The 16426-nt window shown below is 39.6% G+C and carries 2 protein-coding genes; both read right to left on the bottom strand.

Annotation, left to right across the window (positions count from 1 at the left end):
• Position 1: 1 nt before the first annotated feature.
• Positions 2-14323: a T9SS type B sorting domain-containing protein gene (locus tag AC000W_RS00625; protein WP_474745161.1), complete on the bottom strand. Its 14322-nt coding sequence runs from the start codon at positions 14321-14323 to the stop codon at positions 2-4.
• Positions 14323-16419, bottom strand: coding sequence for a PorP/SprF family type IX secretion system membrane protein (locus AC000W_RS00620; RefSeq protein ID WP_474745160.1), 2097 nt, complete (start codon positions 16417-16419; stop codon positions 14323-14325). The genes AC000W_RS00625 and AC000W_RS00620 overlap by 1 nt, the downstream gene beginning before the upstream one ends.
• Positions 16420-16426 lie beyond the last annotated feature (7 nt).

The following is a 16426-nucleotide window of genomic DNA, read 5'->3' as shown; positions in this document are numbered from 1 at the left end:
ATTATCTATATAGGGTAAAATGTCCTACAAATTCTCTATCGTCATTCTCTCCCATGAGCTTAATTATATACCAGTAATCTCCTGTTGGAAGCTCAGTGTTTTGGTAAATCCCGTCCCACCCAGAGTCATTTAATTCCATGCGATAGACCTCTCTACCATAACGGTCAAATATGATGGTTAGTATTTGTGGAAACTGCTCTATGTTTTGAGGCACCCAGAAATCATTGTTTCCATCCCCATCTGGAGTAAAGAAATTAGGAATTTCAATATCTATAAACTCTACAAAAATTTCAGCCGAAACCATACATCCGTTTTCGTCAGTTACAGTTACTGTGAAAGTATCCGTTCTGGTAATATAATATGTATTTTCATCACCATTGTTAATTCCGTCAAATGTAAACGTATAGTTCTGTGTTCCGCCAGTTGCAATTGCTGTTATTTCATTGATATTGTTTTGTTCCAACACAAGCGTTAATGGATCAAAAGCCTCAATTATAAAATCAATGGTATTAATACACCCATTAGAATGGGAAATAGTCAATGTGTGATTCCCAGGGGCAATGTCTCCAAAGTCATAATCCAATTGTAAATCCATTGGGTCTGTAGAATCCAAAGCGTACATCACATCAGAAGAAACAGAAGGGTCTTCAAACAACAAATCAATAGACGCAGTTGGCATGTCTGCCGAACAGGTGTATATTGGAGTTGCAACCCCATTAAGGTTAACACCTGGCTCAATTTCTGCAACAATATTGGTTTCACAACCCTGAGCATCCCTAACAAAAATTACGTATGTGCCAGCTGCCAAATCCGTAAATAACGTCTGGTCTTGTACAAAATCAGCATCATTGTTAGAGTTAAAAGCAGTGCTATATGGAGCAGTACCACCGATAATTGTAACTGAAATGGAACCATCTTCATTGCCCGCACAAACTTCTGGCAATGCGGCATATGTAACATCAAGTGGATTGGGCTCACTTATGGTGAATCGGAACACGATGAAACATCCATTTTCATCTTGTGCAATTACATCATAATCTCCAGGCTCTAAATCTGTGAATACATTTTCAGTATCAAACTGATTAAGTGTTGGTGAAATAGCATATAATATTTCTCCGGTTCCTCCAGAAACCTCAACAGTGATGGTTCCGTCATTAGCACCATTACACGCAACATCTGTGTAGTCTTCAAAATCTATTTGAAGAGGAAGTGGATCTATAATTATTATTTCTGCAGATGTTTCTTCACAATCTACACTTGTTACATGAACAAAATAACTGCCGGCAATCAAATTACTGAACAATCCCGTGGCTTGTGGTCCCGAAACAAGATTGGTTAACGCGGCGTCACTATAAAGTTCATATGAATAGTTGCCAAGACCACCAGTTGCTGTTGCTAAAATTGTTGCTGTTGCTTCTCCTGTACAGTTTATTGTCGCAGCGCTATCATCAATGTCTATTGTTAATACCGGCACTGGTTCAATAGATATTTGGTTAGACTGCATTGCATCGCATCCAAAAGAATCTCGAACATAATATTGGTACACACCATCTGAGACTGTAAAAGTATGTGAATTTCCTCCAGACATAGGGGCATAGGACGTTCCGTCAACACTGAATTCGTAAGGCCCGGTTCCACCTGCTGCAAATAATTGTATTTGAGCTTGGTTGTTACAGGTCATTTGACTTAACTGCACCAATGAGCTAAAGACATCTACAGGTTCTGTAATGGTTACCTGAACGGTTTCCACACCACAGTTCCAACCGTCCGATACAGTAATACTATAGATACCAGCTCCTAAATTATCAAAAACAGGACTGGTCTGAGTACCAGATGAAAAATCAATCACCGTTCCAGTTGGGTCATAATAGTTTAATTGATATTGATAAACGCCCTGACCATTAATAACATTTATAGCCGTCACACTAGCATTGGTGTCTCCATAACATACCAATGAAGCGAGGGTTGCTGAAATATCTGCCGTAATAGGAATTGCGGGAACAAGTACCTCGGTATCATTAATTGTACAACCACCAGCATCTGTAATATCAACCGTGAAGTTTCCTGCAGAAAGGCCTGTAAAGATATGGCTTACCACACCATTTGCCGTATAGATTTGTGACGTTGTTGTGTTGGTTAAAACAATATCATAAGGCGCATAACCTCCGCTAGGACTAACAATAATTTCTCCTTGGTCATCGGTACAGGTGGCATCAGCAATTGGGTCAACAGTTGCAGTAAGCGGCATGTCTGGCGAAATTATTGTAAAGACATTAGAATCTTCCTGACACAAAGGATTATTGGTTTCAAAAATTCTCACAAAATAATTTCCTCCAGAAAGTCCAGATACGGTCATTGGGTTAGTTGTAGTATTTCCTACACCAGTAATTCCTGTTGTTATTCCAGAACCATTGAATATTTCATATGAATATGCTCCAGCATAACCAGTAATATTAATTTCAAATGCTCCGTCATTTGTTCCACTAAAACATGTAACTGGCATTGTGGCGGTGGCCACAACATCAATTAGATCATAAGGCAAAATTTCATATGGAGCTGTATCAAAATAACATCCCGTAGAGGTATCAGTAACTCTAAATGTATAGTTTCCAACAGCAGTTAAATTAAATGTTGCGGTCACATTTGTTGGAGTACCAGTTAATGCACCGTCGGGGTTTCCAATAGGTAGCAACTCGTAGGTATATGCGTTAAGCCCATTTCCATTATCTGTAACCGAAATCAATATTTCTTCTGGATTTGCGCAAGAAATAGCAGTGTCTTGTGACACAACAGCGGTAAACACATTTAATGGTTGAATAGGGGCCACAATGGCTGGAATAGAGCAATTATTAGCATCCACAACAGTAACTGTTATATTTTGCACACTTCCATTGTCAATTACTTCAAAAGTAGCGGCTGATTGGAAATTAGCACCATCAATGCTATATAAGTATGGAGCTGTTCCACCACCCGCAATCGCGGTAATGGTAGATGTAGATACCGTATTAGAAGCATTACATGCAAAAGCAGTTGCTGTAGCACTTGCTGTCAGTATTGCAGGCTCTGTAATTTCAAATGTTTGTCTGTCCAAACAACCCCTAGAGGAAACAACCTCTACTTGATAGAATGCAGCAGACAACCCTGTAAAAGTTGGACTTGTTTGTGTAGGTTGAACAATCGTTGTGCCTATAGCATCATACAAAGTATACGTATAAACAGGATTGTCATTAACACCCAAAGATGCAGGAGTTAAATTTATTGTTACTTCACCATCAGCACCACCATTACAAGAAACATGCGTTCTTGTTGGCGCATCAAAAGTTACGGGAGTTGGCGCATCCAACACTTCCATAATGGTTTTAGAACAAACGGGGTTTGTTGTATCTAAATCGTTAACCACAAAAGTATAAGTACCATCTTGTGTAAGCCCTGTAAATATTCCGGTTGCATTGTTTATTGTAGTTGTTGCATCGGGGAATGTTACTGTATAATCTAAATTGGATGACCCCCCAGTTACAGTAATGGTAATTTCCCCACCAGGAGCAACTGTACAATCAATGGCTTTTACAACTGTACTTACGAGGTTCATTTCTTCATACAACAATTCTGCAGCCGTTGTAAAAGAACACGACCATTGATCTGTTATCAACACCTCATAGCTTCCAGCACCTAGACCTGAGAATGTAGTACTAGATTGCGAGGCACCAAATGCAACGCCATCTTTTATAAGTTGATAGATATAATTACTTCCTTGACCTCCGATTGTTCCAACAACCTCTATTTCTCCTTGTAGATTGGTACAGTTTTCCTGATTCACCTGTAAAGAAGCGTTGATAGGGTCTGGGTCTACTAAATTTACGTTTGGCAATTGCTCTACACATCCATTTACATCTGCGACCCATACTTGGTAATCAGTTCCGGCTGGGCCAACGCCACCAGCAAGGCCAGTAAATAATGGAGAAGCTTGGTAGCTGCCTGGGAATGTTGGCGCGGGGTTAGTGGCTAAATCAACAAAATAGGTATAACCACCCCATCCACCTTGAGCATCTATGACTTCTATTACACCATCATTTAAGGCGCAAGTAACATCGGTAACGTTGGTATCCCCAGTAATCGCAGCACTTGGCTGGCTAATGGTGAACGCCTCGAAATTTGTACATTGAGGGAAACCATTTTGAAGAACCTCTACAAGATAATCCCCGGCAAAAAGAGCAATTGGCGCAGTAGGTCCATTGGTTGGGAACGTGTCATTATCTACTAGTGTGTCATCGGCTGTGTCCGCTGTTCCATTAGTATTCCATATAATCCAATTAAATGCTCCTACATAAGTTGCATCAACTAATTCCAGAGTTATTTCACCAGTTTGGGTTCCAAAACAAATTACGTCCTGAATTTTAACCACATCGATGGTAAATGTATTTGGATTTGTAAGTGTTTCCGATACTGTTATGATACAACCAGTATCAATATGCCTAATTAAGAAGTTGTGGGTTCCAACATCTAAGCCAGGAAACACATTGGAGGCCTGATAGGTTGCTCCATTATCATCACTATATTCAAATCTTGAAGGGTCACTATTGGTTGAAGTAACCGTAATTGTAATTTCTCCATCTGTACCAGGTGTACAGCTCAAAGGGTTTGTGATTGATGCTGTTGCGGACAACAATTCATCATAAGGTAATATTGTGGCGTTGGTTGTGCCAATACAACCTCTGTCATCGTACACGTTTATGATATATGTGCCACCAGCAGTATTGGTTTCAATATAAGCGGTGTTTGGTCCAGATTGAACCACAACATCATCACCTGTTCCAACAGTGCCTTGGTCGTTAATAAACTCATAGATAACATAAGTTCCACTACCGCCTGTTATGGCCGCGTCATCAATTGCTATTGATGCATTGTTCGGATTGTTTCCTGCCGAACAACCAAATTCTAAAACTGTAGTATTGATTGTGCTAATTATGGCAGGCTCATTTATTACAATTCCTGTAATGGTAGTTGTACAATTGTTTGTGCCAAGCGCTGTAACCGCATAGGTTCCAGGCGGAAGCCCTTCAAAAGTATTGGTCGTAGCGTTAAAACTTCCAGCAACAGGAGAAATAGTGTAAGTTAGAGGATTAATACCATTGTCAGTCGCAAAAACCGCGATAGTTCCGTCATCTGATCCATTGCACGTAATATCTGTTGGTGTGTGTGTGAAAATAGGAGTAATTGCTGGCGGAGCCTCAACATCAATTGTTTTTTGACAATAAGGAACAGGAGTTCCTACATCATAAACAATAACACTATAGGTTCCTGCCATACTTGCTTGGGTCCATGTAAATGGATTAGAAGGTAAAGCAACCCTACCCTCATTTACGGGCCCAACAATTTCATACTCGTAATTTCCAGAACCAGAAGTAACATCAATAGTTATCTCTGCATTGTTATTAGGAGGCCCTTCACAATCCAACAAGGCTGTTTGAATGGCCGTAAATTCCAATGGAGGGTATATTGTAAAGGGATCAGTGTCTGGACAGCCATTAAGGTCTGCAACAGCAACGGACTGTGCCGCACCAGAACTTAACCCTGTTATGGTATATTGATTGCTTCCGTCAAATGTTATGCTTTCATAAGCACCGCCATTTAAGCTCAGGAAATATGGCGCGCCAATGCCAGGAGCATCTAAAGTGACAAGCAATTGGAATTCACCCTCATCTGGGCAATTGCTTACAACCTCTAAAGATATTTCAGGCCTTGAGTCCAAATTAACATCAACAGTATCTGTAAAAGAACAACCAAATTCATCTTCAATCAAAACTGTATATGTGCCCGCAGGAGAACCTGGAATTATTTCAACAGGGTTGTCTGTTGTTCCAGAAATAGTAACAAAAGGCACAGGACCTGTGACAGTGTATGTAAAAGGACCACTACCGCCAACAATATCATCAATCAAGATGAGACCGGGCTGGTTACAAGTTATGTTTTGTGGCGAACTCAGGGTTGCAGATATAGGGTCTAATTCTTCAATCAAGAGATTTTCGCTACCAGACACACAGGCATCAACATTTACAGCGTCAACCTCTGTAACCACAATATAATATTCAGCAGGAGACAGACCACTAATAGATATTGTTGTGTTATAGGGAACAATATTAGCGGGCAATCCACCTCCAACATTCCCACTTGAAGCTATTATTAGACCTGTATTTAAATCAAATAGCTCCCATTTCATTTGTGGCTCAGCACTTGGGCTCAACGTATAAGTGATTTCAGCATCATTAGCACCAGAACACGAAGGTTCAAATGTGGCACTTATTTCAATTGGATTTATTGTTATGTCATTTACGTTTACGTTACTTTGACGTAAACATCCACTTGAATCCCTTACATAAAACACATAGGTTCTACCTGGAATTAAACCGACCCACGTATAACTTCCTGGAATAGCAGCCGTCCACCCCGCAGTAGCAGGGTTGAAATTAGCGGGGTCTTCTGTATAAGCATATTCATAGTTTGGAACACCTTCAGTTCCTTGTACAGTTACCTGAAGCTCATTACAAGCGACCACTACTGTGGAAATGGTAATATCAAGGTCGTCCAACGGATAAGGAATGGTGTATCGTGGTAAATCTGTCTGACATATAGTGTTTCCAAACCCATCAACCGTTCTAAGAGATGGGTAAACATTTGTTCCCGAAATATAACCGGTTAAAATATCTGTTGTTCCTGGAACACTGTTGTCCCCGGTCCATGTGGCCCCACCATCAGCACTAAATTCTATTGTTCCTAAGGTTGTTGGATAGTTGCTAAACTGAAAACCATAATCGTTAGGATCCACACTACTACAGGCAGAAGGAAGTATCGCTGAAACATCAGCGGTCAATTCATCAGGATTGGTGATAGTTACAGGCGTATCAGTAACTAAGCAACCAAAAGAATCTGTAATATTTATGGTGTAATCACCGGGCAATAAATTGTAAAATGTTGATGTGGTCGTAAAGACATTTGTATTGGTCTGGTCTGAGGCACCACCATTGTCCAAGTCGATTATTTCAACAATATATGGACTGGTTCCAGATGTGATGTTGATATCTATAGAGCCCAACCCGTCATGACACTCTGGATCATTGGGAGTTGCTGTAAAAGTTAAAGGAACCACAGGGTTTACGGTCACGGTTTCCATATATTCACAGAATGGAGATGCTGCAGAGTTGTCCCTTACATACACATCATAGATTCCATCATTCCCAGCTGTTACGGCAAAAGTATTGCTTGCAACAAAGCTACCTGTTGGGTCTACACCTGTTAACACATAGGCGTATTCATAAGAACCATCCCCGCCAGAAGCAGTTACCACAATACTCCCATCAGCACATTGACTAACATCTGTTGTTGCCACTGTTGCCAACAATTGGGGCTCTATAGTTGCCGTTTGTGCGCTTAAAGGCAATGGACAACCATATTGGTCCTTAACTTCTATATTATATGAACCTGGGGTTAAGCCGCTAAAGGTGTGTGTTATAGAACTTGATGGCGTAGGCGTTATCCATGGACCCCCATCCAATCTGAATTGATATCCTCCATTTCCAGAGGAAACATTCACAACAATTTCACCATTATTTCCATCATAACAAGCTGTAGGAGTGGAAGTAAAAACCACTGGAAGTGGGTCTGCCACAACCACAGCGGAATCTGTCAAGTCCTCACAAAGATTGGTATCCCTTGCTCTAACAAAATAACTGCCAGCAACAGTAACCGTAAATACATTGTTGGTCGTGTTTGTGGCAAAATTATATCCTGCAATTGGGTTTCCAAGCGTGTCTTCCAATTGATATTCATAATTAGGGGTTCCTCCTGAGGCACTTGCCGTGATTACAGCCCCATCTACACAGGTCATTGGGACGGTTAACGAAGCTACAGCCACAACAGAAGTAGGGGCGGTAATAGTTTCTGAAACCGTAATGGAGCATGAATTGTCCAAAACATCCCTAACAATGATATTATGTGTTCCGGCACCCAAACCACCAATTGTTATCGGAGAGCTGGTTTGAGGAGCAGAGAACGTAGCCCCACCATCAGTTGAATATTCAAAACCATTAACGGCATCAAAATTTTCTATTTCAAAAGTGATACTGCCATCGGAACCACCATCACAAGTAGTGGTAATTACACTTGTTGCACTGGCAGCAAAGGCATTACCCCCCTCAACGAGTACATCAAAATCAAACGAACCAGGACATGGCTCAGGAGTTTGAAAAGCTTGTATATCATCTATGGCAATATCATTTCCATTGACCACAGCAGAATTTGTCCGTATAACTATATCCAAGTTTGTATTTGCACCAGGGTCTAAAGTAACCGTATAATTGTGCCAATCATTAGCGTTGTTGTTTTTAGGAACATTACCCGTAGCAGTACTTGCAATAACGGCTCCGCCGCCGTCGACCAATTGTATTTCAATTGTTGGATCTCCACCACTTGTACCATTTCTTAATAGATTAAAAGCCCACAAAGAAACTGTGATATCCCTATTTGCTATAACCTCTATATTTCTTTTCGCATAAACAATACCGCCTACACCAGCAACACCACCAACATTTATTGCCAAGAACCTACCGTTTGTATTTCCTGTATGGTCATTTGGACTTTGCCAAGTGCCGTAAGGGTTTGCAATAACCTGTGTAACTGAATATTCACCATCCTGAATATGAGTGTCAGTTCCAAAACCACACAAACTTGCAGAGCCATCTTGTGGCTCATAACAATAAGCAGGATCAATCTGGGTAATACTTGTATTGGCACCAAAGCCAAAGCTTTCCAATAAAAGATTACTCGGAGCAGAAGGGGTGTTACTAATATAATTTACTGTTATGGTATGGTTGCCAACAGCAACGTCTGAGAAGATATTTGACGTGTCTGGAGTGTTGGCCACACCATCAATTTCATAGGTATAATCAAAACCCGCACTGTCCGGAGTAACAGTAATAACTCCTTCACCATCACATTCATAGTCAACCGTAGCAGTTGCGTTTGGTGCTGTAGGCTGTGGATCAACAGTTACTGTCATTGGAAAGTCACATCCGTTTGCGTCCCTAATATAAACAGTATGCGTTCCAGGTAATAGATAGCCTACTGAACTTACTACATAATTGCTTCCTCCATCAAAACTATATTCGTACGGAGCAGTTCCCCCTTGCGCATTTGTTATCCTAATCTCTGCACCTGCAGATGGGTTACACTCAACCAACTCTGTCACTGCAGCAGAGGCCGATAGTGTAAAAGGCTCAGTTATGGTATATATTTGAGTTACATCACAATTGTTGGCATCCCTAACTCGTATATTATAACTACCTGCAGCCTGGTTTACAAATGTATTGGAAGGTTGATACGTTGCACCATTATCTATGCTATATGTATAGGGCGCCTCTCCCCCACTTGCTGTTATTGTTATGGTAGATGTTGCTTCACCACTACATAAAATAGCCGTGTTGGATACTGAAATTGCAACAGGCGCATCCTGTGCCACGTTTATATCATAATTGGCTTCACAAAAATCTACACCTCCATTTTTGTCCCTTATGTACACATCATAATCACCAGCACCAGTTACTGTTATAGAGTTTGATGCGCCGAAATCCCCACCAACAGGAATAACTCCGTCACCCACTACAGCATACACATAGTTACCATCTCCGCCAGCGGCTGTTATAACAACGTCAGTTGTAGTTCCACAAGCATCAATGTTACCAGCAGATGCAGTAACAGTCAATTCTGGATTTATTGTTATGGATTGAGAGTCGGTACAACTCTTACCATCCCTTACATCAACAGTGTAAGTGCCAGGAGCCAAACCAGAGAAAACATTGCTAGCTCCAAATACACCACCATTTAGGCTATATTCATAATTTCCATCTCCACCAGAAGTTATATTGGCTGTTAGTATAAGACCAACGCCACTGTCATAACAAATATCATTTGGAACAATAGCCAATACTGGCGCAACAGCAGGGTTTAAGGTAAATGTGGTTGTAACCACACACCCGTTTGCATCCGTTACAGAAGCAGAATACAACCCTGTTTGTGTAAGATTAGCAAAAGAACCGGTAGAGTTGGTTCCGAATATTGTAGTATCTGGGTTTGTTAAGGTAAATGAATTACTTCCCCATCCTCCTGTTGTGGATAGAACTACCCCTCCATCAGAAACACAAGTTGGTTGTGTTTCAGTCGCACTTAATGTTAATGCTGCTGGTGGCGCTGCAATTGTAACCGATGCTGTATTGGTACAGTTCGTATCATTGTCCGTTACAGTAATGGAGTAAATACCATCATCCAATCCAGTTAAAGGAATGGTTGTGCTGGTTTCTCCAGTTCCAGAAAACGCGGAAGGCCCTGTTATGGAATAATCGTAGCTCGTATTAAAGTCACCAACGGTAAAAAGCGCTTCACCATCTGTATCCGAAAAGCAAGTGATGTTACTAACCAGTTGACCTACAACAGTAATAGGGCTAACAGGGGCAATTGTAAAACTTTCATCGTAAAAACAACCTTTATTGTCTGTTACCCTAAATGTGTATGTATTTGGCGAAAGCCCGTTGAAATTTGCAGAATTACCAGCTGTTGAACTTGCTGCAATTGCTGAAGGGGCAATAATCTCAAACACAAAAGGAGTATTTCCATCGACCACGGTTACGGTAACATCAGATGTTAAGGCGGGACAATTTGGCTGTGTTGAAGTAAACGTTAAATCTGTTGGTTCATTTAACGGATCTATTGTTATGGAATTGGTCACAAATGGACATCCGTTTGCATCTCTTATTGTAATAGAATATGTGCCGTCTGCAAGACCAGTAAAGGTTTCTGCCCCAACACCAGACACAAAATTTACGCCATCAATACTGTACTCATAAGGAGCGGTTCCACCCACCACATTTTGAACTTCAATAGTTCCAGTTTGTAAACAGGTATAATCTTGTGTAAGCACGGCATTTCCTGTGGTACCGTCAACAGGCCCCCCTATTGTAAATGATTCTAAATAATCGCAAGAAGAACCACCTTTACTTTGAGTTAAGGTAACAACATAATCACCCTGTGGTAAATTAGTGAAATTTCCAGAAGCATTTGTAACTATTGTCCCATTTGAATATTCAAGAGAAAAATCTACCTTATAACCATTAGTTGAAGTCATGTTATAAACAATAGAACCATTTTCAATCCCAAAACATGTTTCGTCAGTTACTGCGGTAGTGTACTCCACCGCAGGTACAAGCGTGATAGTTACCGTGTTTGAAAATGCCGCACAGTTATTTTTATCTACAACCACAAAAGTATAATCGCCTGGATCTAGTATATCAAAAATTACACTTGTTTGATACGCTGAAGCAGGAATATCACCCACTGTTGGGTAAGAGGTAACTGTTGCCCCGCCCTCATCAATATAAGACCAAATAGCATATGTGTGTGGTGTTTGTCCACCAGATGAATTCATTTGGATGTTTCCCTCCCTACAACTAATGTGCTGGGAAATAACCGCAGTTAAATCTAAATCGGTCAAATCATTTATGGTGACCTGTTCTGAATACGTACAGCCGTCATCTGTTGTTACCAACACATCATATACACCATCATTTAAGTTTTCAAACGTATAGTTATTGTCATTGCTAGGGCCAAAAGTATCAACAGGAGACCCTCCTTGGGAAATCTCATAATAATATTGAGCCTCAACATTTAAAGCTGAAATAGAAATTTCACCTAGACCGTTACAATCTGTGTCTTTTGTTGTTATATCAACTTGATAGTCCCTTAAAAGGACACCAATATTTTCAAGCCTAAAAATACAACCATCAACAACGCCTACCTGTCTCATTTCAACAGTATAAGCTCCGTTGGTGGCAATTGTAAAACTAGGGCCGTTGTTAGCGCTATATGGCACCAAAATAGATGAATCTGTAGCATCCAAAAGTTGATATTCATAATCAACAGGCATATTGGTAACCGTAATGTTTCCAGGGGTAGTACAAATAATATCTGTTTGGTTAAATTGAGGGTCTAAAGGGTTTTTATAAATATTAAAATAAAAACGAGACGAACACCCATTTTGGTAATTAAGGATTACCCTATACTGCCCAGCATCGGATGCCGTAAAATCATTTCCACCACCAACATTGTTCCAAGTACAAGACCCATTTTTATTTGCACAATCCGCCGCGGCGGCACCACAACTTGCTTCATCCAATTGTTCCCAGACAATGCTATCTGCATCTGGAATGTTTATGGAAACAAGCTCTGTATCATTTAATCCACAAAGAAAAATTTCTGGTAATTCTTCACCATCATTTGGACAAACCAAAATTTGGCCCTCCACAGTATTGGAGGTGTCATTTATTAAATCTGTTATTGGGTTGGTTTGTGTGGCTCCAAAAAGCTCAACTGTAATGATTTCCTGAAAACCTTTACATGGATCTGCAATTATTTTATCTACAATATATACCCCTACGCTGTTTACCAACATAGTGCTTAAGTCACCATCTGGATTACCATCTGAAAGAACAGTATCCCCAGCATCTATTAACCCATCTCCATTCACGTCTTCATACCACACATAATCATCAAAACCATCCCCAGCATCTAAAAGCACATCAGCACCACACATTTGTACAGTTCTACTAAAATCACAACTACTTAAATCATCAAGCAAGAAGTTGGTAGCCCCAGGGGTTGTAAATCCACAAGCATCAAAGTCTGACACACTAGGGTCATCACTAATTTGATTGTCGTTAATTACACCCTCATAGGTTGAATATGCCAAGTTTTGAATTTGATCTGTACAAGCATCAACAAAATCAAAACAATTTTCTGCCACTTGTACCCGCATTCTAATTTCTGATATGGGATCCCCCTCCTCAATTAAATTATCGGGTATTGAAAATGTAATTTCTCTTGTTGCTGGATTATAGACATATGTTGTGCCAGAAGGCATTGTAATATTGGTCTCATCCAAAGTTGTATTGATAGGAAGGACATCTCTAATTGTGTAATTAGTGGCATCATCGTTTCCAGTATTTACAAAGGAAAGAACATAGTCTATTACTTGTCCTAAATTTACACCCAGCCCAGTAATATCGTTTCCGCCTATGTCCTCGACCTTTTTCTCCAGAACAATATTGGGCTCAATAATTTCAACACCAAAGGCAACTAAAAATGCACCAAAAGCATCGCCTTGAGTATATAATCTTAAGGTTGCTGATGTTTCTCCGTTTTCGATTACACTATTTGCTGGATTGCTAATTTCAAAAATGTCGGCATCATAACCCAATGTATTAGTACTTGCAATATCCCTAGTGGTAACATTTGCACCATCAATAGTGATATTGGAATTAAAAAAATTATTAGACGGGTTTGAAGCATTTGATAGGCTGGTAAAACCAGGGTTTAAAGGGGTTTGAATTCTAAAAGCGTCACCAGTGATGCTCCTGTCCCCTTCTACAACACTTGCACCCAATCTGGCCTTTACATTCCCAATTGGAATTGTGTTGAACCCAGAAACATTAATATCGGCCTGGGTACTACCACTTACACCGGCATATCCATCAAAAGTTGAAATATATCTACCAGGTAAAGTTGGGTTTTCGTATACAATTACCAATGTCCAACCGCCTGCACCCCCAGGACTCACACCTCTTGTCGCCCTAACATTGGCAACAAAATACTCCCCATTAGGGTCTGCTAAAGCCTGTAGCTCATTGGTTACATTTTTATAACATACATAAGGAGAATCCTTAAAGTTTACGTTGTCATAAATTATACTGTCTTCTTCACCCACTGGGTCAGCCGCATTATCAGCTACAAGATCTATATAACTACCTCCAGGAACTTTTAGTTTTACTGCAGTAAAGTCTAACCTTTGGGTGTCATTCCAAGGTAAACCCGGAATTTGATTGCCACTATAAGGATGATTGTTAAGCACCTCTTGTTGATAGTTGCCAGACCAATAAAGACCTGCATAATAAATTCTAGAACAAAACGGCAAAGACAAAGTAGAACTACTTGAGCTAAAGGTTGTTGGGTCGCCATCGATATCTATATAATCCCTATGAAAACCATTGTTATTAGAATTGCCATTATACGGAACATTGGCATTATTACCGTTATTTTGGTGCCTATTTATAATACTGTTTGCCAAAAAAGTATAATCCCCTTTAATGTTTATATAACTGTTTCCCCCATCCTGTATTCTTGGGGTAAAGGGAACCTCTACTTGTCCATTCGCCATGAACAAGCTAAAAAGCATAAATATTAGGAATAGGGGCCGGTTATTTCCCAGAGTTTTTTTATGTTTCATTAAGCTGCTTGGTTAGGTTTTACACGCATGATCCACATTTTATCGTCATACATATTGTTTAGTTTGGAGTAGTAAGATATTAGGGCGTTGTTCCACGACCCGTGTTTTTTTAGGTAGACATACCTGTATTTGTTTTCTGGATTAATAAAATAGCTAGCACTTAGTCCTTGAGAGTTTAACAATCTAACAAAACGATTGGCGTTGTTGGCGTTGGCAAAAACATTAGCAATAATATAATATCCAGATCCCAAGCCATCTATATTATATGTTTGGGTTTTAGGAACGTTGGAAGCAACATTGTCTTTTACCACAACATTTTTCTGTAACACATCAGAATCATACGTGGTAGATTTTTCTTTAATCTTATTTACGTTGTTTACATAGGCCTTATCATAATTATCACCATCATTGTCTACATTCATAATCCACATGTCCCCATTATATGAGCCATTGAAGTTTGATTTATGCGCAGCCAAAGCTTCTTGCCATGTGTCATACCTTTCTAGATATACATACTTTAAGTTATTGTTTGGGTTTGTAAAGTAATCAGCATTGATGCCTTGTTGGTTAAGGTCACCAACAAACTTATCTAGATAATGCCCTCCTTTATAAACATTTGCAACAACATAATACCCGTCTTTTACACCATCAAGATTTTTGAATTTTCTATTTTTAATGTTGTTGCGCTTAGCTTCTTGAGCAAAGGCATCGTTATTCGTCTTATCCCTTACAACAACAGGGTGTGTTTTCTTGTTGGATGTAATTTTGTCAATGTTATCTTTAGATTGAAGAGCATTTTTTATACCGTTTGGATTTTTTTCTTCCTTTTCATAATTTTCAAGGGCCAAATCCCCTTCGCCATTGGTTTTGTCATTGTTAACAAAATATAACTCTTTGGCTTTTTCTTCTAAATCTGGTCTGTTGCCATTGGTTTCATTTCTAACCATTCTCATTACGGTTTCAAACCTTTTTTCCAGGTTTTTTTGCCTGTTTTCTTCAATAGAATCTTGTCTAAACATTAACTCAGCAAGGATGGCATCGTTTTCTGCCAAACGTCTTTTTAAATCTTCAATTTCTGCGTCCTTAGCTGCCAATGTATCAGAACTCTCTAATTCATCACTCTCAACTAAATCATTCTCATCCTCATTTTCTAACATTACCCTATCTTCAGTTAAGTTTGGTGTAAATGAATAAGCGAATGAAATTTCATGTGTTAGGCCAAAATTGTCAAAGTTGTTGGACAACCCCTTTTCCATAGTGTACCCAAGGGACAGTCTTTTATTGAGGTTAAAACCAACCCCTGCGGCAGCTCCATAAAAACTATCATAACCTCCTTGTACCCATCCAAGTTTTGGAAGGTCCAGAATTAGACTACCACCAAGAACAACGTCATTTTCTCCTACCTTTCTAACTCTTGCTAAAGGCATTAATCTACCACCCTCTAATGCTCCTTGTGCATTTTCAAATTCATGGGTATACTGTAAGTGACTTGAGTATGTTTTTTCTTTAAAATCCGTAACAGACTCGCTACTTTTTAAATTGTAATCAAAAAGGTTTTCAGCAAAAACACCAAAATCAAACTTACCATAGGATAGGTTAAACCCTGGCTGAAAGGAAATTAGATTACTGTCTTGAAAACCATTTAACAAGGGATCATCCTCAATGGGGTTAATTCTGCTTTGATCCAGGCCACTACTATAATAAGACAGGTTGGCTCCAAAAGTAAAATTACTTTTTTCGCTTAGTTTTATTCCGTAAGCATAGTTAGCCAACATCCCAAAATTGGATATAATTCCTTCTTGTTGTGTATATAAACTAAGACCAAGCCCCGTTCTGTCGTCTATTCTACCGCTGTAGCTCAGGAAATATGCTTGGTTGTTGTCATCAAAAGATACCGATTGGTTTCTGTGTAAAAGATTTATATACGACTTGTCCTCCCTAACCGTTGAAAACGTAGGGTTTATTAAGAACCTATTGAATTTTAGGAGGTTCTGAGATGGAACGTCATAAGTAACAAAAGGGTTCTCATCTTGCGCACTCACCTTTGAGAGCGCAAGAAAGAACAATAGGATGTATATAAATTTCTTTTGTATCATTTTAATT

It is taken from the genome of Saonia sp. (assembly GCF_056326165.1).
Note: the sequence above shows the minus strand (reverse complement) of the source record. Positions and strands in the feature narration are given on the sequence as shown.